The 23,649-nt window shown below is 34.3% G+C and carries 27 protein-coding genes and 1 pseudogene; 17 read left to right on the forward strand and 11 right to left on the reverse strand.

Annotation, left to right across the window (positions count from 1 at the left end; all coding sequences use genetic code 11):
• The first annotated feature begins 194 nt into the window (after nt 1-194).
• The 5 genes and pseudogenes from F0362_RS10505 to F0362_RS10525 all read left to right on the forward strand — a co-directional run bounded on the left by F0362_RS10505 (nt 195) and on the right by F0362_RS10525 (nt 4,045).
• Nucleotides 195-988 (forward strand): annotated as a pseudogene (locus F0362_RS10505) (DUF3952 domain-containing protein).
• Nucleotides 989-1,021: 33 nt separating this feature from the next.
• Entirely contained in the window at nt 1,022-1,864 is an 843-nt protein-coding gene (locus F0362_RS10510) for a DUF3952 domain-containing protein (RefSeq protein WP_149889755.1), read from the forward strand.
• A gap of 120 nt (nt 1,865-1,984) precedes the next feature.
• Nucleotides 1,985-2,032, forward strand: a complete 48-nt coding sequence (locus tag F0362_RS30890) for a hypothetical protein (RefSeq protein WP_229163603.1) — start codon at nt 1,985-1,987, stop codon at nt 2,030-2,032.
• Between the two features lie 218 nt (nt 2,033-2,250).
• Nucleotides 2,251-3,045, forward strand: coding sequence for a hypothetical protein (locus tag F0362_RS10520; protein ID WP_000267158.1), 795 nt, complete (start codon nt 2,251-2,253; stop codon nt 3,043-3,045).
• A 199-nt stretch (nt 3,046-3,244) separates the two neighbouring features.
• The gene (locus tag F0362_RS10525) at nt 3,245-4,045 is read left to right on the forward strand and encodes a DUF3952 domain-containing protein (RefSeq protein ID WP_000768481.1); all 801 of its coding nucleotides are present in this window, start codon (nt 3,245-3,247) and stop codon (nt 4,043-4,045) included.
• A 278-nt stretch (nt 4,046-4,323) separates the two neighbouring features.
• On the opposite strand, the gene F0362_RS10530 is transcribed toward F0362_RS10525, so the two are convergent.
• Entirely contained in the window at nt 4,324-5,109 is a 786-nt protein-coding gene (locus F0362_RS10530; protein WP_000984776.1) for a GNAT family N-acetyltransferase, read from the reverse strand.
• Nucleotides 5,110-5,240: 131 nt separating this feature from the next.
• On the opposite strand from F0362_RS10530, the gene ytfJ reads away from it, so the two are divergent.
• From ytfJ to F0362_RS10550, 4 genes are all read left to right on the forward strand, one after another.
• Complete coding sequence (gene ytfJ / locus F0362_RS10535; RefSeq protein ID WP_000349987.1) at nt 5,241-5,666, forward strand: GerW family sporulation protein; 426 nt, start codon at nt 5,241-5,243, stop codon at nt 5,664-5,666.
• Nucleotides 5,667-5,826: 160 nt separating this feature from the next.
• Nucleotides 5,827-6,603: an oxalate:formate antiporter gene (locus F0362_RS10540; RefSeq protein WP_000014090.1), complete on the forward strand. Its 777-nt coding sequence runs from the start codon at nt 5,827-5,829 to the stop codon at nt 6,601-6,603.
• 51 nt (nt 6,604-6,654) lie between these two features.
• Nucleotides 6,655-6,975, forward strand: a complete 321-nt coding sequence (locus tag F0362_RS10545; RefSeq protein WP_000761186.1) for a hypothetical protein — start codon at nt 6,655-6,657, stop codon at nt 6,973-6,975.
• 69 nt (nt 6,976-7,044) lie between these two features.
• Nucleotides 7,045-7,257, forward strand: a complete 213-nt coding sequence (locus F0362_RS10550; RefSeq protein ID WP_000798747.1) for a hypothetical protein — start codon at nt 7,045-7,047, stop codon at nt 7,255-7,257.
• 29 nt (nt 7,258-7,286) lie between these two features.
• On the opposite strand, the gene F0362_RS10555 is transcribed toward F0362_RS10550, so the two are convergent.
• Nucleotides 7,287-7,625 (reverse strand): hypothetical protein, encoded by a 339-nt coding sequence (locus F0362_RS10555; protein ID WP_001253195.1) that lies wholly within the window; start codon nt 7,623-7,625, stop codon nt 7,287-7,289.
• A 356-nt stretch (nt 7,626-7,981) separates the two neighbouring features.
• On the opposite strand from F0362_RS10555, the gene F0362_RS10565 reads away from it, so the two are divergent.
• From F0362_RS10565 to F0362_RS10585, 5 genes are all read left to right on the forward strand, one after another.
• Nucleotides 7,982-8,662 carry a class I SAM-dependent methyltransferase gene (locus F0362_RS10565; protein ID WP_000160054.1) on the forward strand — a complete coding sequence of 227 codons (681 nt, stop codon included), beginning with the start codon at nt 7,982-7,984 and terminating at the stop codon, nt 8,660-8,662.
• 94 nt (nt 8,663-8,756) lie between these two features.
• Nucleotides 8,757-10,445 (forward strand): formate--tetrahydrofolate ligase, encoded by a 1,689-nt coding sequence (locus tag F0362_RS10570; protein WP_033658414.1) that lies wholly within the window; start codon nt 8,757-8,759, stop codon nt 10,443-10,445.
• Between the two features lie 90 nt (nt 10,446-10,535).
• Nucleotides 10,536-11,063 carry a hypothetical protein gene (locus F0362_RS10575; protein WP_000460213.1) on the forward strand — a complete coding sequence of 176 codons (528 nt, stop codon included), beginning with the start codon at nt 10,536-10,538 and terminating at the stop codon, nt 11,061-11,063.
• 19 nt (nt 11,064-11,082) lie between these two features.
• Nucleotides 11,083-12,252 (forward strand): DEAD/DEAH box helicase, encoded by a 1,170-nt coding sequence (locus tag F0362_RS10580; RefSeq protein ID WP_000588604.1) that lies wholly within the window; start codon nt 11,083-11,085, stop codon nt 12,250-12,252.
• A 171-nt stretch (nt 12,253-12,423) separates the two neighbouring features.
• Nucleotides 12,424-12,807, forward strand: coding sequence for a VOC family protein (locus tag F0362_RS10585; protein WP_000581484.1), 384 nt, complete (start codon nt 12,424-12,426; stop codon nt 12,805-12,807).
• A 41-nt stretch (nt 12,808-12,848) separates the two neighbouring features.
• Here F0362_RS10585 and F0362_RS10590 read toward each other — a convergent pair whose 3' ends face one another.
• Nucleotides 12,849-13,487 carry a zinc dependent phospholipase C family protein gene (locus tag F0362_RS10590; protein ID WP_000535614.1) on the reverse strand — a complete coding sequence of 213 codons (639 nt, stop codon included), beginning with the start codon at nt 13,485-13,487 and terminating at the stop codon, nt 12,849-12,851.
• Nucleotides 13,488-13,516: 29 nt separating this feature from the next.
• A complete protein-coding gene (locus tag F0362_RS10595; protein ID WP_000644650.1) occupies nt 13,517-14,503 on the reverse strand; it encodes a quinone oxidoreductase family protein in 987 nt (328 codons plus the stop codon).
• Between the two features lie 203 nt (nt 14,504-14,706).
• On the opposite strand from F0362_RS10595, the gene F0362_RS10600 reads away from it, so the two are divergent.
• Together F0362_RS10600 and F0362_RS10605 are read left to right on the forward strand one after the other, a co-directional pair.
• Nucleotides 14,707-15,285 carry a sigma-70 family RNA polymerase sigma factor gene (locus F0362_RS10600; protein ID WP_149889756.1) on the forward strand — a complete coding sequence of 193 codons (579 nt, stop codon included), beginning with the start codon at nt 14,707-14,709 and terminating at the stop codon, nt 15,283-15,285.
• Complete coding sequence (locus F0362_RS10605; protein ID WP_097837753.1) at nt 15,282-15,962, forward strand: DUF3600 domain-containing protein; 681 nt, start codon at nt 15,282-15,284, stop codon at nt 15,960-15,962. The genes F0362_RS10600 and F0362_RS10605 overlap by 4 nt, the downstream gene beginning before the upstream one ends.
• Before the next feature lie 54 nt (nt 15,963-16,016).
• Here the strand turns inward: F0362_RS10605 and F0362_RS10610 are convergent, their stop codons facing one another.
• From F0362_RS10610 to F0362_RS10625, 4 genes are all read right to left on the reverse strand, one after another.
• Entirely contained in the window at nt 16,017-16,262 is a 246-nt protein-coding gene (locus tag F0362_RS10610) for a hypothetical protein (RefSeq protein WP_000277250.1), read from the reverse strand.
• A 150-nt stretch (nt 16,263-16,412) separates the two neighbouring features.
• Nucleotides 16,413-16,847 carry a hypothetical protein gene (locus F0362_RS10615; RefSeq protein WP_001174537.1) on the reverse strand — a complete coding sequence of 145 codons (435 nt, stop codon included), beginning with the start codon at nt 16,845-16,847 and terminating at the stop codon, nt 16,413-16,415.
• Between the two features lie 84 nt (nt 16,848-16,931).
• A complete protein-coding gene (locus F0362_RS10620; RefSeq protein WP_000754963.1) occupies nt 16,932-17,900 on the reverse strand; it encodes an MBL fold metallo-hydrolase in 969 nt (322 codons plus the stop codon).
• Nucleotides 17,901-17,995: 95 nt separating this feature from the next.
• Entirely contained in the window at nt 17,996-18,205 is a 210-nt protein-coding gene (locus F0362_RS10625) for a DUF3925 family protein (protein WP_000844989.1), read from the reverse strand.
• 224 nt (nt 18,206-18,429) lie between these two features.
• On the opposite strand from F0362_RS10625, the gene bsaA reads away from it, so the two are divergent.
• Nucleotides 18,430-18,912 (forward strand): glutathione peroxidase, encoded by a 483-nt coding sequence (bsaA, locus tag F0362_RS10630; RefSeq protein WP_000219426.1) that lies wholly within the window; start codon nt 18,430-18,432, stop codon nt 18,910-18,912.
• A gap of 96 nt (nt 18,913-19,008) precedes the next feature.
• Here bsaA and F0362_RS10635 read toward each other — a convergent pair whose 3' ends face one another.
• The 3 genes from F0362_RS10635 to F0362_RS10645 are packed head-to-tail and all read right to left on the reverse strand — an operon-like array spanning nt 19,009 to nt 23,410.
• Nucleotides 19,009-21,237, reverse strand: coding sequence for a transglutaminase TgpA family protein (locus F0362_RS10635; protein ID WP_000631294.1), 2,229 nt, complete (start codon nt 21,235-21,237; stop codon nt 19,009-19,011).
• Entirely contained in the window at nt 21,234-22,448 is a 1,215-nt protein-coding gene (locus F0362_RS10640) for a DUF58 domain-containing protein (protein WP_000826184.1), read from the reverse strand. The genes F0362_RS10635 and F0362_RS10640 overlap by 4 nt, the downstream gene beginning before the upstream one ends.
• Entirely contained in the window at nt 22,448-23,410 is a 963-nt protein-coding gene (locus tag F0362_RS10645) for an AAA family ATPase (RefSeq protein ID WP_000113093.1), read from the reverse strand. Before F0362_RS10645 ends, F0362_RS10640 begins: the two co-directional genes overlap by 1 nt.
• Nucleotides 23,411-23,649: the final 239 nt, after the last annotated feature.

The following is a 23,649-nucleotide window of genomic DNA, read 5'->3' on the forward strand; positions in this document are numbered from 1 at the left end:
TGGTTTCTGAAAATTCGAATAGAATATATAAGTAATTAAGGTTTGTATATAAATCGATGCTATTAAAAATTAAAGCATCTTCAATATAATCTGTACGAGTAAATAAATATCAGTAAGTAAAGGTGAAATGTATTACTTTCCAAAAGGAACATAATGAACTTAAAAATGCCTAGAGAAATCAACGGGGTGTCAGTATGAAGTTAAAGAAGAAAGCTAAGATGATGATAGTTCTATCAATAATAGCAAGTTTATTAAGTGGATGTGGTTTTGGGGAGACGAAGATAGAGTATGAGAGATTAGTAAAGGCATTGGATGAAGGTGATATGAAGACGGTTATGTCTGCGAGTGATGATGGGTATGCTTATGTGAAAGAAGAGGTTAGGGATAGCACGTTTTGAGCGGAAAATGATAATCGCGTTAGCGTTGTATATCAAACAACAGGAGGAGTATACAATATTAAAGAAAAAAAGCTCTATGGAACAACTTTGCAAGAAATTGCTAGTTCATTAAATAGTGAGCAAAAAAAAGAAGAGATTGTATATAGAACTAGTATTAAATATGAAGATAATCAATCAAAAAGTCCAGATCAAAATTTGGATGTTTCGAATGTTCGATTTATATTTAATAGATTAAAGGGAATAGATAGTTTAAGACCAAAAAAAGATTTAGTGAGTCATCCAAGGTAACATATTACTTAACTGAATCGGAATTTCAAGAAATAATTAATAATAAGTTAAAGGTGGACTACGATAAATTTGATGAAGCAATATTATTAATGGAATTTAGTTCGGCGAAAGATTCAAAAGAAAATCCAATGGAATTCACTACAATAAGCATCACAATGGGATATGAAAGAAAGAATAAAGAAGGCCGATTAATAAGGCATGATCAAAAAATAGCAATCTATTTAAATACTAAAGAAGATAACGATAAAGCTTCTAAAACCCGATATGAGGAGTATGAAAAACAATATTTGAATAATAAGTAATGTATAAAATAAGGGGAAAGGTGTAGTTATGGCATGAGTAAAAGGTTAGTTAAAAAAATAGTTATTGTAATGACAGTAACGTTTTTACTGAGCGCGTGCAGTTTCGGGGAAACAAAAATAGAGTATGAGAGATTAGTAAAGGCATTGGATGAAGGTGATATGAAAACGGTTATGTCTGCGAGTGATGATGGATATGCATATGTGAAAGAAGAGACTAGCGACAGTACTTATGAAGAAAAAGAAGATGGTGAACATAGCAGGATAATATATCAAACAACCCATGGAGTATATAATGTGAAAGAAGACGACTTATATGGGAAAACAACTCAAAAGGTTGTTACTGATATAAAAAATGATAAAAACGTTGGTAGTAATCAAAATTACAAAAAAGACACGGTCTATAGTACAAATTTAAAAAATGAAAAATCCCGTTCAGTAGCCCAGGATCAAGCTATGAATGTTTCATATGTAAAATTAATGTTTAGAGGATTAAATGAACTTAGTAAATTGAAACCGAGTGAAGATACAAAAAGATCTAGTGAACCGAGCATAATAAGCTATGATTTAACTGAATTACAGTTTAAAAACATCATGAATGATAAGTTGAATTTAAAATATGATAAATTTGATTCTGCAATATTGATGATTGAATTTAATACGCCTAATAATACAAAAGAAAATCAAATGAGAATAACACAAATAACAATATCGGTAAATTATGAAGAAAAAAAAGAAGATAAGCTTATAAAACGCAATCAAGAGATTTCAACATATTATCATACCAGGGAAGATAATAATCACAGTTCCAAAAAAGAATATGTAAATTATGAAAAAGAGTATATAAATCAAAAAAAATATATTTTAATTGAATTTTGAGAACGATAAATGTTGTGAAGATATGAGTAAAGGGGTAGTAAAAAATAGTTATTGTGATAACAGTTAGGTTTTACTGAGCGCGTATAGTTTTGGTAAATCAAAATAGAGTATGAGAGTCTAATAAAGGCATTGGATGAAGGTGACAAGAAGACGGTTATACTTAATTGAAAGAAGAATATTTGGAACTTTTGAGGAAAAAGAACACTACTTGAACCATCAAAAGGCATTCTGATTAGATGATTATGGTAATTAATATAGTAATGATATACCTAAAAGATTATCTGAATTTAGTTGTACAAAGATCTATGTACTTAAAAATATTAAGAATGTAATAGAATTTTAGTGAATGAAAATTATTTAAACTGTATAGAAGGTGAAATGTCAGGGTGTGGAATATAAAAGAAGAAGATTTAAATGAATTTAAAAATACTTGCAAGAATCGCTTAAGTCCCGATTGGGCGACAGGGGTTATGTTTGGAACGATGTTTTTTATTTCATTAATAATGTTTTTTCTTATTGGAGGGTTAATAAGGTTTGGTTGGAGTTATTACCCGACTCTCTTTGATAAAATAATTGTTAGCCTTGAGTTAGTGTTTTATAGTCTTCAAGTAATTTTTTTAATTATTTATCTGTTTCCTAAGATGCCATTTAAATTACAGAAACTACAAACACTTGTGGTACTATTATATGCATTTCAGCTAGGCACTATAACATTTACAATGTTGATAATTCCAGGAATGTCAAATTATTCAATTGATCAAATTACATTAATGTATGTTGGGTTATTATTTTTAGGTGCAGTCATTTTACATATTTTAGCGACTATTGATACTTTTAGACAGGCAAGTAAAGGGGCATTTAATAAGGGAGAAGAATCCTCTTCATTTTTTAGTAAAACAAAGAGGACTGCAATAAAGTGTGCTGTAATTTATGTGTTAATTCTTCTCATTTTAATTTATGTGCATAATGATTATACACTAAATATTTTAGGATTGTATGCGGGAGGAACTTTAATCATGTACGCGGTAGCCATAGGTGCAGCAGAGTTCCAATTATTAGCCTATTGTAGATTTAAATTTCCATCATTTTATATTTCGTGGGAGGAACATGAAAGGGAACGTCAGAAAAGACTAAAGCTTTATGAAGAGAAGGAAAAAAAGCAAGCCAAAGAAATAAAATAAGTTTTGGTTTCTGAAAATTCGAATAGAATATATAAGTAATTAAGGATTGTATAAAAATCAATGCTATTAAAAATTAAAGTATCTTCAATATAATCTGTATGAGTTAATAAATACCGGTAAGTAAAGGTGAACTATATTACTATCAAAATGGGAATGTAATGAACCTAAAAATGCCTAGAGAAATCAACGGGGTGTCAGTATGAAGTTAAAGAAGAAAGCTAGGATGATGATAGTTCTGTTAATAGTATCAAGTTTATTAAGTGGATGTGGTTTTGGGGAGACGAAGATAGAGTATGAGCCATTTGTCAAAGCTTTGGATGAAGGTGATATGAAAAAGGTTATGTCTGCGAGTGATGATGGGTATGCTTTTGTGGAACAAAGAGGTATATATAGTACATTTGAACAAAAGGAAGATGGAGAGCATAGAAAAACAATCTATCAAACTTCGGAAGGGATATATAATACGAAAGATAAAAGTTTATATGGAAATACAACACAAGAGGTTACTTCAGCAGTAGACAGCAAAGGTAATAAAGAAGAAGTTGTTTATCGTACCAATATTATGTATAAAAATGGACAGGTACAAAGTCCGGAATCGAATCTGGATGTTTCATATGTGAACTTAATTGTAGATCGTTTAAAAGGGATAGGGAAACTAAAGATGAAGCCCGGAGGTGATATAAAAAAGTTTGATCAGCCTAGTACTGTTGGATACAAACTAACTGAATTAGAGTTTCAGAGTATCATTAATGATAAGTTGAAAATACAATATGATGAATATGATGGTGGATCAATCGCATTGCATATTGATTCTAAAAATGGTTCAAAGCAGATATTGGAAGTAAGTATTGTAATAAATTATAAGAAAAGAAATGATGAAGGCAAGTTAGTAAAATACATATCACAAATACATACATCTTTTAATAGTCACCAAGGTAATAACCAAGATGCGAAACAGGAATATATTGATTTTAAAGCAAAGTATAATAAGGCGCAGTAATATTTAGAAGGGCATTTGTACGTAAAGATAATAGCGACATAAGTGTGATAAATGTTTCATAAATATAGTGGAAAGAATTTGAGGATAAACGCCCCAATTGCTGGAGTAGATGCAACAATTGGGGCGTTTATCTGTCTAAATTTAGTTTGAATGCATAACATTTTTTAGTTAGAGTCCTCGCTCCTCAAGTAGTTTCTTCATAATAACGGTGTGAAGTTTTTGTGTAATCGGCTTTTATTGCTAAGTTACAACTATTTCCTCTTATAGAGTACTTCTTATTATCGATACATCGTCCACATCCCGATGTCTTTAAACCCTAGTCGTTTATAAATTCGTCCAGCAACTGGATTGTTATAAAATAAACAAAGTGTTCGGCCTTCTTTCGTAAAGTCTTGAATCATTTTTTGCAATATAAGCGAAGCGTATCCATTTCCGCGGTAGTTCGGATGCGTACATACGCCAACAACCATGGCAGATAATGAATTTTCAGCGGAAGTTGAGGCGGATGCGATGATTGCACCGTCTTTTTCAATATAATATGTACGTCCTGTATTTGTTTCGATAGCTTGCCTTAACATTTTTTCAGATTCATTTGCAGTCGGGAATTCAGCGATGTCACTTCGTAATTTCATAATTCGTTCTATATCATCGAGTGAGGCAAGTTTAATTGTTTCATGAATTGGTGTGTTAGGTAAGTTGTTGTCATCTTGGCATTCGCAAAAATACATTTCATTTTTGGCGCCTAGTTGTACAGTTGGAGCAGTTTCAAATCTTTCTACAATAGTTGACTTGCCAGAGAGTTTAAGCGGCTTATATGCGGAAAGAAGTGCCTCATAGTCAGTGACCACAAACTTTTCTTTACTATACGGTATAAATGTATCGTGAAAGCGAAGTAAAATCGATTTTAATGTTCCGTTCTCTTCAAATACTCCCCATAATTCTTGAAAATCTGTATCATAACCGAAAGCTTCAATATCTCCAATAATAAATAAGTTAATGGATGCTTCTTCTTTTAGGTAAGCGAATACTTGTTCATGATCTTTCTTTGTTAATTTTCGCATCATAACGAATCGACCTCTTTTTTATTTTTCTAAATATTACAACTTAAGTTTTTTGAAATCAATATAAAATTTTATGTTTAGTTCACAAACTTTCGGAAAAACTAGGAAAGATATGACAAAGGAGGTTATGAACGGTGGATCATCCAATTCAAGGGTTAATGAAAGCAGCAATGGAAAATTTAAAAGAAATGGTCGATGTGAATACGATTGTTGGAGAGCCTGTTCAAACGGCTGACGGTGGTGTAGTGTTAACGGTTTCTAAAGTAGCGTTCGGTTTTGGAGCAGGAGGTTCTGATTTCCAAACGAATGATGGACAAAGAGCGAACGGTAACCCTGCATTTGGTGGCGGTAGCGCGGGTGGTGTTTCTATTACACCAGTAGCATTTCTTGTGGTGAATAAAGATGGAGTAAATATTTTGCATCTACAAAATGCGACACATTTAGCAGAAAAAATGATTGAATTAGCTCCACAAACAATTGATAAAATTCAATCGATGTTCCAAAAAGATGAAAAGAAAGAGGGAAATCATCATCCTCAAAACCCAGATGAAATCCTTTAAAAACGCCTGCTTACGAGCAGGCGTTTTTTCTTGTAATCACTATGTAATAAAACACATGAAATTGTAAATAGTTTTTGAAGTTTTTTCTATGTTTCTAAAATTTTTCATGTTAAAATATGCTATAGAATTGAAACATATAAAACGAAGGTGGCTAGGTGCTTTGTCTGGAGGATCTGACCAAGTAAAGAATATGATATATATTAATGGTAATCGTCGAGGTCATTGTTTTATTACATCAGGAATTACGTTTAAAGAGTTTGCAAGTAACATCCCTTCACCGCTTCATCAAGTTTTGCTTTTGAAGCATAACTTTGAATGGACGGATTTTCATTATCATACTTTATTTGAATATGTTGAGGAAGAAAATATACATAAGCTAATTCAAGCAGAGATTGATGAATTTGATGAATTTTGTTGGGTAGATTTTGATGATGCAAGCGATTTAGATGAATTAGAGCCAAAAGAAATTGCAGAACTGTTATATTTGGCTCACAAAAAAGAACCACTTGCAAGAACATTCTTTCCGTTGTTGAAAAATAGATTTGTTTATTTTTCACATGATGACGGGTGGTACAACAAAGTGTATTACCGTAGAATAGCTGATTTTGTTGGAATGTTAAGTAAAGTCATTCCTTATAAACTCGGTGCTTTCGGTAAGAAACGTTTTTCTTTCTTCCAAAAATCAAAAATTTTCCCAGCAATTTCAAAAGAAGTGATTATGGGGCTTATTCCATTAATGGAAGATGGTCTTTATATTGATTTAGCAGGGAAAATTGAATCAAGAAGAGGTCTTGAAATTCCGGTATATGTAGTTGGTTCGTATGAAAGTACGGATGAGGTACTAGATAATATCGATGAATTGAAAGAGGAAGCAACAGAAACAGGTTGGCTCATTTTTGATAAGAAAGAACAAGAGTGGCAATGGGTTGTTGACTAAGAAAACTTGGCGCATGAAGTCAAGTTTTCTTGTCATTTGAAAGGAGAACAAATGAAGAAATATTATACAATTGTGGGTATTGTAAGTATTATTCTCGTGGCGATATTGCTTATTACGTGTCCGAAAGAATCAGATTTTAATTCGTATGTAGAGGATAAGTATGCGTTGAAATGTGATGAGAGTAGTTTTGAATGCACACAAAATGTAGATGGTAAAAAAGAAAAGCTACAATTTGAAAGTACAGATGCACGAAATGGTGTATTCTTTATGACTGTAAAGCAAACGTTTAAAACAGAAGCTGATGTTACGAAAGAATATAGCGGAGTAGGGATGTTTGGTACATTTCTTTTTGTTTCAGAAAAGACTTTCTAGTAATAGAAGGTCTTTTTTTTATGCTTATGTTCATATAGATGAAGTAAGACAAGCATAGGAGGGATAGTGATGAAGAATACATGCATCGTTTGCGGTGGTGAGGAGTTTTTTTCCTCAACGTTGTACGCTCGTACGAAACAAGATTGGGCATATGCGCCAAACATGTATCGATTTGAAAAAGTATTTATTGAACATAGGGATGAAGAGAATTATCCGGTCTTTCAAGAAATTACAGCAAAGCACTGTTGTGGATGCGGTCATATTATGTTGTATCATGAATGAACACACCAAGTATAACTTGGTGTGTTTTTTTAAAACGCTGACAAAGCAAGCGGATAAAGTAAAGTAAATAAAACAGAAAAACTACCAAAACCAATTGCTGTATATCCAAGTGTTCTTGCTCCGAAATTAACAGCTAATAAACCAACTAAAATCGCAAGAGAACCAAGTGTAACTGGATAAAAAGCAATTGAGAATAACGAAAGAAATAATGCGACATAGCCTATCATTGCTCCGGTATTTGTACCTTCTATTTCATTTGCAATTTCTTTGCGCTCATGTCTAATTGGAATGCCGGCTGGAGATATTTCAGCTGCATACTCTTCATTTTTTTCACCACTTTTAAAATGATGATTTCTCTTTCTTCGCATGTACATCCCTCTCTTTCAATTGGGTGTATCTATAGTATCTTTCAAAATGAGAAGAGCATGAGTATGAGTTAAACCCAAGTAAAGCAAAAAATGGAGAAAATAGATTTCGTTGTTATCTTACTTATCCCGCTATTTGCGGGCAGTAAAACTTCTATTTCAAAATCGGCTAGAGTAAAGAAGTTATGTAGGAGCCGGGTTGTCTGTAAAAGCTCGATTGGTGTGGGCTAATAATCAGTGGGAACGAATAAAACCGCCACTAATTAAAGTTTCACTCTATCTCCTTATGAAGATAAACAGGGATTTTGGAAAATGATGTAGAATGAATTGAATGATAATACGTGAAGGTAGGGGAATGTATGACGAAATTCAATTGGCATGAATCAGCAGAGAAGAAGTGGGATAGTAGTGCGGAATATTGGAATCAAAATAGTCAGGAAATGTGGGATAGCGGGAGCAGGAGTACAATTATTCCATTTTTTGAACAGTACGTAGAGAAAGAAGCTCAAGTGTTAGATGTTGGCTGTGGTGATGGATACGGTACATATAAATTAAGTCGCGTTGGCTATAAAGCAGTTGGAGTAGATTTATCGGAAATTATGATTCAAAAAGGTAAAGAACGTGGGGAAGATTCAAATTTATCTTTTGTGAAAGGAGATCTTTCCGCTTTACCATTTGAAAATGAACAATTTAAAGCGATTATGGCCATTAACTCTTTAGAATGGACTGAAAATCCATTACAAGCATTAAATGAAATAAAACGTGTTTTAAAGAAAGATGGATACGCATGTATTGCAATTTTAGGACCGACAGCAAAGCCTCGAGAGAACAGTTATCCTCGTTTATACGGCAAAGACGTTGTTTGTAATACGATGATGCCTTGGGAATTTGAACAGTTAGCGAAAGAACAAGATTTTGAAGTTGTAGATGGCATTGGTGTATATAAGCGCGGAGTAAATGAAAAGATGCTAGGTCAACTACCCACAGAGTTACAACAATCCTTAACATTCTTATGGGTATTTATGTTAAAAAACGTATAAAGAAATGAAAGAATTTTTAGGAGGTAAATAAGTGCAGAAAATACAAAAAACTGATACAATATCATCAGAACCAATTAAAGGGGGACTAGGGTATATGACAACTACTACAACAGTTAAATCCGATATTGAAATCGCACAAGAAGCGAGTATGAAGAAGATTCAAGAAATTGCAGCTGATTTAAATATTTTAGAAGATGAATTAGAGCCATATGGGCATTATAAAGGTAAGTTATCTCTTGATATTTTTAAGCGCTTACAGGATGAGAAAGACGGTAAAGTTGTTTTAGTAACAGCGATTAACCCAACTCCAGCTGGAGAAGGTAAATCAACAGTAACAGTTGGTTTAGGTCAAGCTTTTAATAAAATTGGTAAGAAAACAGTAATTGCACTTCGCGAACCATCTCTTGGACCAACGATGGGACTAAAAGGCGGAGCAGCAGGTGGTGGTTTTTCACAGGTTGTACCAATGGAAGACATTAACCTTCACTTTACTGGAGATATTCACGCAATTACAACTGCGAATAACGCGTTAGCGGCGTTTATTGATAATCATATCCAACAAGGAAACACACTTGGAATTGATACGCGTAAAATCGTTTGGAAACGCTGTGTTGACTTAAATGATCGTGCCCTTCGTAACGTCGTAATTGGTCTTGGTGGACCAGTTCAAGGTGTACCACGTGAAGACGGTTTTGATATTACAGTAGCATCGGAAATTATGGCCGTATTCTGTCTTGCAACGGATATTCAAGATTTAAAAGCACGTTTATCTCGCATCGTAGTTGCTTATAACTTTGCAAACCAACCTGTAACGGTTAAAGATTTAGGTGTAGAAGGTGCGTTAACATTACTACTAAAAGACGCATTAAAACCAAACTTAGTACAAACGTTAGAAAATACACCAGCTATCATTCATGGCGGACCATTTGCGAATATCGCTCACGGTTGTAACAGTGTTATCGCTACAACAATGGCAGCAAAATTAGGTGATTATGTTATTACAGAAGCTGGATTCGGCGCAGATTTAGGCGCAGAGAAGTTTTTAGATATTAAAGCTCGTGCAGCTGGCATTAAACCAGAAGCAGTTGTTATTGTTGCGACTATTCGTGCGCTTAAAATGCATGGCGGCATAGCAAAAGATCGATTAAAAGAAGAAAATGTAGATGCATTAGCAAAAGGTATGGAGAACTTACAGAAGCATGTTGAAACAATTCAAAGCTTCGGTGTACCTTTCGTAATTGCAATTAATAAATTCATTACAGATACAGATGCAGAAGTTACATACTTACAAGAATGGTGCAATGAGCGTGGCTATGCAGTATCCTTAACAGAAGTTTGGGAGAAGGGTGGCCAAGGTGGAGTTGACCTTGCTGAAAAAGTACTAAAAGAGATCGAAAAAGGTGAAAATAACTACGCGCCACTTTATGAATTAGAATTACCATTAGAAGAAAAAATTCGTACAATTGCTCAAAAAGTATATGGCGCAAAAGATATTGATTTTGCTCCGAAAGCACGTAAGCAATTAGCTCAATACGAAGGAGAAGGTTGGAGTAACCTACCAATTTGTATGGCGAAAACACAATACTCTCTTTCTGACGATGCAACAAAGTTAGGTCGTCCATCTGACTTTATCGTAACAATTCGTGAATTAAAACCATCTATCGGTGCAGGGTTTATCGTTGCATTAACAGGAACAATGTTAACTATGCCAGGTCTTCCAAAACAACCAGCAGCACTGCAAATGGATGTAAATGAAAATGGAAAAGCAGTAGGTTTATTCTAAAAGGTTGTAATTCATCGCGTTTATCTGTAAACTATATATACATCAAGTGGCGCCTTTCCATCGAAAGGCGCCTGTTTTTTGGAGGAAATTATGTTTGATCCAACTGCTTTTGACAATTTAAAAGTAATCGTAGAAGGTGCTGTTTATGATTTTGACTTACATGGTGATATTCTTGTAACAGATCGAAAAGATATGATGGACCTTGCTTCATTAAGTCGTATATATCATATCTCGTTTCAGTTAACAGAACCGTTCGAACCATTAGTAGAAGCGACATTTTCATTATCTGTGGATGCAAAGAACTTGTCTGGTGAAATACTAGAAGTGCCTCAGTTTACACCAGGATGTGAAATGAAGTTAGCATTTTCATTCCCGATAGAACAGCCAGAAGGAGTATGTGAAGAAATTGAAACTTTCATGCGTTCTATATGGGGAAAAGAAAGAATGATTATGCAAAAAGTTTCATACGAATATAATAAGCAAGCGATTTCATATCATAATAAGGTAGAGGTTCTATTTCAAAAAGCGATTACAGAAGACCATGTTGATGATTTAATAGCTGTTATTTCACACATGATAGAAACGGTGCGAACAATACAGCATTTTCTTCAAAAATAGAGATAAAGGAGAAAAACAAATGATAAAAGATATGCAACCATTTTTACAACAAGCTTGGGAGAAGGCTGGTTTTAAAGAATTAACTGAAATTCAAAAACAAGCGATTCCAACTATTTTAGAAGGACAAGACGTTATAGCTGAATCTCCAACTGGAACAGGAAAAACATTAGCGTACTTATTACCACTTTTACATAAAATTAATCCTGAAGTAAAACAGCCACAAGTTGTTATTTTAGCTCCAACGCGTGAACTTGTCATGCAAATTCATGAAGAGGTTCAAAAATTTACAGCAGGAACTGATATTTCAGGTGCATCTTTAATTGGTGGTGCAGATATTAAGCGCCAAGTGGAAAAATTGAAGAAACACCCGAAAGTAATTGTTGGTTCACCAGGACGTATTTTAGAATTAATTCGTATGAAAAAGCTAAAGATGCATGAAGTGAAAACGATTGTATTTGATGAGTTCGATCAAATAGTGAAACAAAAGATGATGGGTGCTGCACAGGATGTAATTAAATCAACGATGCGCGATCGTCAATTAGTATTCTTCTCAGCGACAATGACAAAAGCAGCAGAAGATGCAGCAAGTGATTTAGCAGTTGAACCACAATTAGTACGTGTAACACGTGCAGAGTCAAAAAGCTTAGTTGAGCATACGTATATCATTTGTGAGCGACGCGAAAAAAATGATTATGTAAGAAGAATTATGCATATGGGCGATGTAAAAGCAGTTGCTTTCTTAAATGACCCATTCCGTTTAGATGAAATTACTCAGAAATTGAAATTCCGTAAAATGAAAGCAGCAGCTCTTCATGCAGAGGCAAGTAAGCAAGAACGTGAAGCGACGATGCGTGCTTTCCGCGGCGGAAAATTAGAAATTCTACTTGCTACTGATATTGCAGCACGTGGAATAGATATTGATGATTTAACACATGTAATTCATTTAGAGTTACCTGACACTGTAGACCAATACATTCACCGCTCAGGACGTACTGGACGTATGGGCAAAGAAGGAACGGTCGTGTCTCTTGTAACAGAACAAGAAGAGCGTAAATTACTTCAATTTGCGAAAAAATTAGGTATTGTGTTTACGAAGCAAGAAATGTTCAACGGATCATTTGTAGAAACGAAACCGAAAGCACCGAAGAAAAAGAAACCAGCATTTACTGGGAAGAAAAAGCCTAGATAAATAATGGGAAAGACGTAACTATTTGTAGTTACGTCTTATTTTGTTCGTTGGTAAAGTAGTGAACGAGTAAGTCGATAAATTTTGTAAAGAAGTACATATCAACTCAAAAGGAATAACAATAGCACTTGTAGAAACCTACATAGAATATAAAAACCATTAGGAGGAATACAAATGATTCATAAAGTCGGACAAATTATGTTATATGTAAATAATCAAGATGAGGCAGTAAATTTTTGGACGGAAAAGGTAGGGTTTCATGTAGTAGCAGAGGAAGATAACAAGCAAGGGATGAGATGGATTGAAATCGCTCCAACTCAAGATGCAGAAACGAGTATCATACTACATAATAAAGAAGTTATTTCGAAAATGAGCCCAGAATTGAATCTTGGTACACCATCCTTAATGTTCTTCTCAGAAAATCTTGATCAATTATATACAGATTTAACAAATAAAAATGTTACAGTTGGCGAAATGGTAACTATGCCTTCTGGTAAAGTGTTTAACTTTGCTGATAGTGAAGGGAATTATTTTGCGGTTATGGAAAAGAACAAATAATGATGTTATGGAAAAATCCCCCTCGTATAAAATGAGGGGGATTAAATATTTGAAGTGGACTTTTTATTCGACAGTTGTTCGATATAAAAAGCGCCTTTCTCAATAGCGGTTTCAATATAACCGACAATTTGATTAAACGTGAACACCTGTAATTCTTCATGCAAATGTTGCTCTGGATACAACATATCTTCAAAAAGGTATGTTCGAAAAGCTAAAACATTTTCTTTAGAAACTTCTGTGATATCCACAATGTGAGCCTCTTGATTAAGAAGAGAGAATAGCTGTTGTTCTTTGTCGTAATGATGAAGCAACTTTGCATTTAACAATTTAAAATCGTTATAGTACATAGGTGCGATAGTTTCGTCATTTTCTATTCTATTTTTTAGCCAAGGTAGAAAAAAGCCTTGTAGCCAATTATCGTCGGCAATGAGGTGGGTGTAATAGCCTAAAATAAATGGGGAATCTATATGTTCTTCATATTTATGAATAAATGAATCATAATCTATTCTTCTCGTATAGTTCTTCGTTGTACCGGCATAAAAATGTGAGGTGCCTTTTTCTTTTTTTGAATGAACAGCATCAGGGGCTACAGCTCCAAGTAAGAAAGAAGTTTTATCTTGAATACATAGTTTCTCAGCAATACCGTTAGCGATAATCACATGCATAATTCTTGATCCCATGAATGCCACCTCTGTTTCAAGTATTCATTTCAGGAAGGGGACTGAACGTTTAGTATTACTTTCCCTGTACTTTTTCTACTTTCGACCCATTCATGTGCTTTCCCTGCATCTATAAAGGGAAAAGATTTTGTAGCCTTAATTTGCAAACTTCCATCACGCAAATAACGGAAAACTTCATTTGCAGTTTCTTGGAGTAATTCAGGACGTTTTTTCCGTGTAGTGCCGAAGCTGAATCCGAGTATAGAACGGCAACTTGCGTGTAAGTCTTTCGTTTTGAAATTGCCAATTTCACCGCTCGCATTGCCGAAATGAACGAGGCGTCCGTAATAAGCAAGACATTTTAAACTTCTTTCCGAAACCGTTCCAGAAATAGAATCTAAAATTACATCAACCCCTTCGCCATTTGTCAGCTCATTGACCTTCTCTACAAAATCTTCATCTTGATGACATATAACATAATCAGCTCCAGCGTCTAAAGCAATTTCTTTTTTTGCTTCACTTCCGACAGTACCGATAACTTTCTCAGCCCCTAATAGTTTTGCAAGTTGAATAGCAGTAGTGCCAATTCCGCCAGCAGCTGCATGAATGAGTACAGATTCACCTTGTTGAAGCCTTGCAACATTTGTGAGTAAATTATAGCTTGTAAAAGATACGATAGGGCAAGCGGCTGCAGTTTGGAAATTAACTTCATCAGGTAAAACGAAAGTAAGATTTTCATTTGCAACAATATATTCTGCGTAAGATCCATTTTGAGGAAAAGCAATGACACGCTGTCCAGGATGAATATTTTTAACTTGAGAACCGACTCGTTCTACAATACCAGTGGCATCTATCCCTGGAATAAAAGGAAATGTTTTATTTCCTTTTTTGCCATAACGTGATTTAATATCGGCAAAATTAACACTAGTAGCAACAACACGAATTAACACCTGATTGTCTGAAATAGTCGGCATATCCACATCAGTATATTTCATCACTTCCGGACCACCGAACGACGTTACAACGATAGCTTTCATCATATATCCTCCTAAATTTGATTATATAAATCATTTTAAAGCGTCATTAGAAATTGGAAAATTATATAATAGTTATGCAAGGTTATAAGTGAAGCTTATGAACTCAGTGAATCATTATATTAATTTATATAAAAAACTTTAAAAAATCGAACGAAATATGAATTACTTGCCAATATAAAGTGTAAGACAAAGGGGGATGGTATATGAAAGGTGAAACAGTGTGTACAGATTTAATTCAATTAACTTTATCAGGAAATAAAGAAGCGTATAGCGAGTTGTATGATGTAACGATTCAAGAAGTATATAAGACAGCACATTTTTTACTAGACGATAAAACAGATGTAGATGATGTCGTTCAAGAAATATACATACAACTATATGAATCGCTTCGTAAGTATGATAGCGAGAAGCCATTTCGTCCTTGGCTAATTGGACTCGCGATTAAAGAAATTCACTCTTATAGAAGAAAGAGGTGGATGCGACTACGAATTGTAAAAAAAGCAGAAGAGCAAAGAAAACCAGTACAAATTGATTTTTCTAACGATGTTGTAAGTAAAATATCAAACCAAAAACTAATCGAACTCATTCATAAATTACCGTATAAATTGAAACAAGTTATTATCTTAAGATATTTACACGATTATTCACAAGAAGAAGTAGCACAAATATTACATATTCCAATTGGTACTGTGAAATCTAGAATTCACGCAACATTAAAAAAAATACGTCAAAAAGAGCAAGTAGAAGAAATCTTTTTAGGAGAGGTAGGGAATATGAAATGAGTTTAGATTGTAAAGTCCGAGAATCTATACAAGAAGAAGCCAAGAGGATTGTTGCCTCGCCGGAGTTGAAAGAAAAAGTAATCGTTCAAATAAAAATGAAGCGTGGTGGAAGTAAGAGAAAAAAACGCCTTATCGCAGGAGTACTTGCAGCAGCTCTTTTAATCCCGACGACTGGTTTTGCGTATCAATCTATTATGGCGGATGGTATATACGGATCTTTTGAGAATTTAAAAAAACACGCCGGAGCGATGACGTTAGAAGCGTATATGCGTTTTAATGCAAAATTATCAGAAGCGAAAGATGAAATGGATGCGAAAGAATATGAAGAGTTTACAAAAGAACTAAAGAAATTAACAAATGCAAAGCTTGCGTACGGGGATTCGAACGGTAATATTGATTATGATGCATTATCACCAGCAAAAAGAGAAGAAATGAAAAAGGTAAGTATGGGCCTTCAACCATACTTTGATAAATTAAATGGTCATAAATCAAGTAGAGAAGTATTAACGCAAGAAGAGTTTGATCGCTATATGGAAGCTTTAATGACACATGAAATAGTACGAGTGAAGACAAAATCAACCGGTGCAATAAAACTAGAAGAAGTACCTGAGGCATATAAAGAAAGATTTATGAAAGCGGAGCAGTTTATGGAGTATGTAGACGAAAAGGTGAGATAAGTAAAAAAGCTCAGAGTCTAAGCTCTGAGCTTTTCTTATTGAAACGTAAATATATTAACCACCTATGCCTTTTGCTAGCAATAGGAAGTATACAACTAATAATATTACGCCATTTAATGCAGTACCAACTATTCCGAATAACCAATTTTTTGATGCGATTGCAAAAATAATACCGAGTAATGAAAGTATACTTAGAGTCACAATAATTAACGTTAAATTCGCATTAGGTCCTCTAAGGATAAAGAAAGAAAATATACTTGCGATAACCGTTAGAAAAGAGAAAGCCCCTAATTTATACATAATAAATCTCCTTGGTTAAAATGCATTTTGACATAATATACGACCAACTTTATTTTAACAGAATTCCCCTTTTCATTTATGGCGATTTTTACAAATAATAGCGCACTTATAAACAAAATGTCCTAATCAGCAACACTTAAAAATTGGTTATCAATTATATTTTTTCATATTTGCAGTATCTTTTTGTATAAAACAATCTAATAGTGAATAACCAGCTATTAAACTAATAATCGTAACAAAAGTTGTATTTATAAGAATGATATTAGCTAAATAAGGTAAGTATTCGCCAAGTGGTGAAAAGAGTAATGCAGGGGAAAAGGAAATGAATAGTGTAGGCACTGTAATAGCAATAAATTTATCCGGCTGAAAGCTCCAGTTTTGTTTACTCGTTGCGTAATTAATAGATTGAAGGAACCGTAATAAAATACCAACTATAAGAGGGAAGAGTGTAAAGTAGAATAATCTTGGATAAACGTTAAAGTTCACCTGCGCGTCTGTATCTAAATAAAATTGAATTTTTACTCCAACAAATAATAATAAGACGATAAATAATGTAAAGCAGAGGTATAGCATTACTTTTTGCATTCCATTCCACCATCCTTTACTAAAAATATATTCAAAGAAGAGATATACAATAACTACTGTTGTATATCTCTTCTTTTACTGTTATTAAATAGTGGAATTTGTTTTTTCTTGCTTCGTGAAATAATCAATAATACCCATCGCACTAATTTCTATATCTAGATGTAAAATGTTATAAACGGAATGATCGGATGGGACGTTTAATTTTGTAAGGTGAGAAGAGATTTTATCCATTAATAAAGTTTGTAATGCTTTAGTAGCCTCATCGAAATCATTATACTTTTCAAAGACCTCTTTACCAGTATGAACGAAAATAGGTAACCAATGTTCTAGTTGGTTATATACTTCTGTAACATTGGATGAAGCGCCGTAATGACCGAAATAAATAGTATCTACATTCATACTTTGAATATGATTTTTAGAAGCAATCATCGCATCGGGCTGAAATTGCGAAGGGGACGTTGATGGTAAATATAACTCTACACCAAGGTCTGCAAGCTCTCTATAATAAATGCCAATTGTATCACCAGTAAAAATGCCGTTTGTTAATGAATCATGAATGCTAATATGGTGCTTTGCATGTCCAGGTGTATCATAAAATGTAAGGATGCGGTCTTCTGCAATTTTTAACGTACCATCATGTTGTACAATATGAACGCGTTCTTCTTCTATAGGAAGAATTGGATCGAAAAGTTTATCGAAATCATCCTTGTATACAGCTTTTGCGCCTAAAATTAGTTTTGTTGGATCAATCATATGACGAGCACCGCGAGAATGCACATATAAAGTAGCATTTGGGCACTTTTCCATCATTAAACCAGCTGCCCCAGCGTGATCTAAATGAACGTGTGTTACGATAATGTTTTTTACATCGTTTAAATCAATATGTAATTGTTGTAAGCCGTCTAAAATATACGGAAGAGAAGGGGCTGCACAAGTTTCAATTAAAGTAATATCGTCACCTAATAAAACATACGTACCAGTTCGTTCATTATGTTGTAAATCAAAATCATCAATAAGATATAGGTGTGAAGATAACTGCTCTACTTTTTTCATCGTTACCACTCCTTAGTTACTGTATGTTTCTATTATACGCTAAAATAGAAAAAGGCAGAAAACGAAAGCTCGTCTTCTGCCTTTTTAAAGTGTTGTTATTTCGTTTGTTCTTTATTGATAGACATAACGAACAGTCCAACAATGCCACCAACGATCGGAAGCGTAATCTCTCCTGCTAAATTAAAGTAGGAGCTTAAGAATAAACCATTTACATCGATTACCCAACCAGTAACATACAATAACATCATATATAGTACGAAATAAAACTCGCGATTTGAAATCGTTTCAGGTTGTGCAGTTTTCATAATAAACACCATCCTTTTCTATTATAATAGAATATAAACTGTCACATTTTGTTCACAATTCAATTGTAAAACTTTCCATTCTAAAAGTCTAGTAGTTTGTGTCGAATTTTCGAACATAAATAAAGCGCTATCATTTCGGTGTGTAAGTATGTAATAGAAGCTGTATATTCACGAATGTAGTATAGTATAAACATAGAATAATAGTATAGAGAGGGGTAGGAACAATGACAGTTTATGATTTTTCAGCTAAAACAATAACAGGTGAAGATAAATCGTTAAAAGATTACGAAGGAAAAGCACTTCTTATTGTAAATGTAGCTAGTAAATGTGGATTTACACCACAGTATAAAGGATTACAAGAAGTATATGATAAATATAAAGACCAAGGACTAGAAATACTCGGTTTCCCTTGTAACCAATTTGGAGGACAAGAACCAGGTACAGAAGCGGACATTACTAGTTTTTGTGAATTAAACTACGGTGTAAACTTCCCGATGTTTGCAAAGGTTGATGTGAAAGGTGATAAGGCTCATCCTCTGTATACATACATGACAGAACAAGCGCCAGGTTTACTCGGTATGAAAGCAGTGAAATGGAATTTTACGAAGTTTTTAATTGGAAAAGATGGGAAAGTAGTAGGGCGTTTTGCGCCGCAAACGAAGCCAGTTGATTTAGAGGTTGAGATTGAGAAGGTACTTGGGGAATAATTAGGAGTTTGTTATCTTTTATTATAGTTATTAAAAAATACCTCAAAGAACAAAGTTGCTCTTTGAGGTATTTTCTTTAAACTCACATGATCAAGATTAAATCACTGTATCGAATTCATTTGATTTAGGTAGAGAAGCTGCTTTTTTCATAAGCACTTCCCATAAGTGTACGGATTTCTTCCATTCGGCTGCGGTCTGTCCGTTTTGATACATAGCGTTCTCATAACTGAAAGTAAGTTGTTGCATATCGGCCGAGTTGTAAAGTGTATCGATGCGGAGAGCGTATTCTCGGAATGTTTGACTTTCCCCCCGTGGTATGCCAATTCTCGCAAATTGTTTTAAAAGTGCGTCGTAAGCTTTTTGATAAACAACATCATCTTTTCGGTATTTATAGAAAAGAATAATAAAAAATGTAATCCATTTCATTCTAGTAGTGAAGAGAATGTATCCGATGATACTAATTGGTATCGTAGAGAGGAATACGTACCACCAAGAAAAACTAGTTTTAGAATTTGTGACCTTTTTAGTAGAAGTTTCTTCTGTATTTTCTATTAAACTTTTAAGTTTTGCTTCATTATTTCGTTGATGTATTTGCTGGTTATTAGAATTATTTGCTTCGCTATTTTGTGAAATAGGAGCAGGCGTATTATTTATAAAATTATAGGGATTGGTAAATCCTTTTGTTGGTTCGAATGGAATCCATCCATATCCTGGGAAATATACTTCGACCCAAGAGTGTGCGTTATCGTTCGTGATTTTATAAATATCCTGACCTTCTGCAGAGGCAAGTGTATTGTCAAGAGTTCCTTCTGTATAACCTTTTACCCAGCGAGCAGGAATCCCGGCAGAACGAAGTAGTACAATCATAGACGTCGAAAAATTATTACAGTAGCCGCTTTTTGTATCGAAAAGGAATTGATCTACATAATCTTGGTTTTTGGCAGGGAATGAAACATTCATTGTTTCGTATACAAAAGAGTTGTCTGTGAAGTAATTTTCGATAGCTAATACTTTATCATACCGGTTGTCTTTATCATTTGTAAGATTGACAGCCAAGTCTTTTACTCGCTGTGGTAATGATTCGGGAAGTTGTGTGTACTTTGTCATGAAATAAGGATTTGTTTCTTGACCTTCATTCGTGTTTACAGCTTTCAAGTTTTCTATGGGAAATTCCGGGATCTCATACGTTACTTTATATGAATGTAAAGTAGTAGAGGAGTCTCCGTGCATCGTATAGATTTTTTCAGAAAATGGGTCAACGCTGTATGATACATCTGAGGAAGCCTCAACTGATACTAATCCTGCTGGGTAGGTAAGGTGAAAATCACTTTTTTGCATGGTGATGGTTGCTTCGGTTGTTTCCGTTTTTGTATTTTGTTCGTACCAGCTCACGACGTCGTTTTTACTTTTAAAAGAAATCTTTTTTTGATTTTCAGAAACTTCCCAGCCTTTTCCTGTATAAAAATCTTTCGTTTCTACTCTCCAATATTGTTTGTTTTGCGTTTGTGCTGTGAAAACAATTGTAGGATCAGCCTGAAAAGGACCACCTAATCTCGAGTCATCTAAACCATACCCAATTGTAGAAACTTCTTGTTTTTTACTCGCTTCGGATGTGTTGAATTTTAAAAAATTCATTGGGTTTGGCCATTGAGGGCCGAATTTTGGAGCAAAGTATGCGATGGTTGCTGACAATACAATAAATATTGTAAGAGGTCTAAGTAATTTTGAGATTTCTCTATCATAATTTTGTAAGTGTTCCATCTCTTTTATTCGTTCTATTCGAAGAAGACTAAGCATAAAAAATCCGATGACAACAGTACGAATAATAGCGTAGTTTGCATTGTATAAATGTAAGTTATGAAAAGTTGTGATATAAATAATAGTCAATACAAGAAATAACAACCCACGTTTTTTATGAATCATCCAAAAAGAGATGAAAGAACTCAAAAACCAAAATGATAGAAAAAATAAAACTGTTGGAAAAACTGGAGAAATATCTAGCAAATTCCCCTGGAATAACAGGGAGGAATTTTGAGAAATATCAGTAAAAAATTTCGTTAGCCAAGATGGATTTATAAAAGCATTTTTATAATATAGGAAATGAATGATGAATAAAATCGTGATGATCTTTATAGCAATTTGCCACCTCGTTTGAAAAAAAGAGAGAGTGAAGCAAATTCCTATAAATATTACAAAAATATCTAATCTACCTACGTTTGTAATACCTATAAGGGGTCTTAGCCATTCTAGTAAAAGTAGAAATGCGCATGCATGCATGTAAAAACTGTTCATATCCAATTGTTTTTTTGTATGTAATGTTATCATTTGCTCACCTCAAAAAACACGTTTGCATACCGGTTTTCATAAACCGCGTTTACAAATATTTTTCTTTTTTGTAGAGTTTCTAGTATACTTAGTTCTCGATGTGAGAGTTGATTCGCTTTTTCTTTCACGACAAACACCATTAATTTTCTATTTTTTATAGCAGCACAGTCAGCCGCCTTTTGAATATCGGGAGAAAGACCGCTTGTCACGAGTATAATCGTGACGGGCTGATACATTTTTCTTAATTCCATTTCTACACTCTGGGAGAGCGGGAATACACTGTCTGCTTGTACTTTCGCTAAATGGCAAAAGATTTGTTGCAACTGAGTATCTCCATTGTCTAATGGGAAAATAGTTCGTTCTTTTCCGACAGACACGAATGACGCTGGTGAATTTTGCTTCAAGACAGCCCTTACAATAGAGGCAGTAAACGTTACGACTGATTCGAATAGAGGGGATTCAGTTCTGTCCATGAATATCATGATATTATGGCTACGCTGTTGTTCAAACTCTTTCGTCATAATATTGTTTGTTCGTGCAGTTGCTTTCCAATCAATCCATGAAAAGCGATCACCAGGTTTATAGTCTCTGACGCCGACAGAGACTGTAGAGTCTTTTGCTGAATGTATATTTGCTGAAAGCGCCCCTTGTTCGAAATGATTTTCCAATTGTCGATACGCTATATCTACATACTGGGGATAGACTAAAAATGTATCTGGAACTGAAAAAGTTACTTCTTTCTCTATCATACCGAATAGATCGCCAGTTTTGACACGTACGCTTGAAAAAGTGTGCTCTCCTCTAGGGATTGTATCAATAACATATTGAAACGAAATATTTCGTTTCAATCCCGGAAAGAGTATGACCTTATTCATCTTTGCTTGTCTACAACTTGTAAATGGTGGTGGCAGTTCATCTTCTATAACTAAATAAAGTAAGGGAAAAGGAAATTTTCTTTTTATTGTAATCGTGCTTACAAATTGTTCTCCTGCTGCATATTTGTTTTGGTTTGTTATTCGTTTTACTTCAGCGTCCCGTAAAGCGTAGAAGGGGAGTAGTAGTGAATAAAGGCCAATAGGAATCGTACTGTAAAACAAAAACCAACTTACAAATCCTCCTTGAAGCATAGCATACACAAATGTTAAGACTACGCATAAAGGGATTAGCGATAACTTCGTAACGTGATATAGTGCTCGTAGTAGTCGCTTCATCAAAGGTTCTTCGTCCTTTGAGTCGGCACAGTAGTTCGTGCAACGATTTTGGCGATAACTTGTTCTCCTGTTATTCCTTCAAATCTTGCTTCCATTTTTAGAATGAGTCTGTGAGCTAAAACGTAAGGAGCTAAAAATTTAACATCGTCTGGAATAACATAATTTCTACCATGGATGAATGCATAAGCTTGTGAAGCTTTCATTAAAGCAATTGAGCCACGTGGACTTGCACCTAGCTGTATAGAACTATAAGAACGAGTCTGATTAACAAGCTTTACAATGTAATGCTTGATTGCTTTGTCCATACTTACTTCCCGTACACTTTGTTGTAAATAAAGTAATTCTTCTATTGTTGTAATAGCTTGTAAATGGGAGAGTGGGTTTGTTTTTTCCATCCGGTTTAAAATTTCAAATTCTTCTTCTGGTGTAGGATATCCCATTGTTAGCTTCAACAAGAAACGATCGAGTTGAGCTTCTGGTAAAGGATATGTTCCTTCATATTCGACCGGGTTTTGTGTAGCCATGACAAAGAAAGGTTTTGGTAACGATCTTGTAATGCCATCTATTGTGATAGTGCCTTCTTCCATACTTTCAAGTAAGGCAGATTGTGTCTTTGGGGATGTACGATTAATTTCATCAGCAAGTACAAAATTCCCCATGATTGGTCCAGGCTTGAACTCAAATTGGAGCTCTTTCGGATTATAAATAGAAACACCTGTTACATCTGACGGCAGTAAATCAGGTGTGAATTGAATCCGCTTGTAATCGGCGTCAATGGATTTAGAAAGAGTGCGTACTAGCATTGTTTTCCCAACGCCAGGAACATCTTCTAATAGTACATGACCTTCAGCTAAAAGAGCTGTCATGGTTAAAATCGTTTCTTTTCGTTTTCCGACCATTAATTTTTCAATATTGTTGATTATTTTTTCTACAATGGGATGTAATGAATCAAGACGGGCCATCGTAATCCTCCTAATTTTATTATCTTTTCTAATTCATTTTTATGTTAAAGAAAAGGAGTCCCTTCATTTTAATGCAGTATAATAGTAATCTAAGAGGCAAGTAGGAATGGTGTATATAAGTTCATAGTGAGAACTTATATAAATAGGAAAAAACGTAAATGTTAAAAAATCATGGTGAGATACTTTATAATTTCTATGTCCAAAAAGGAAATCCCACTCGTAATTTTATGAATATTCAG

It is taken from the genome of Bacillus sp. BS98, assembly GCF_008432245.1.
Lineage (GTDB): Bacteria > Bacillota > Bacilli > Bacillales > Bacillaceae_G > Bacillus_A > Bacillus_A toyonensis.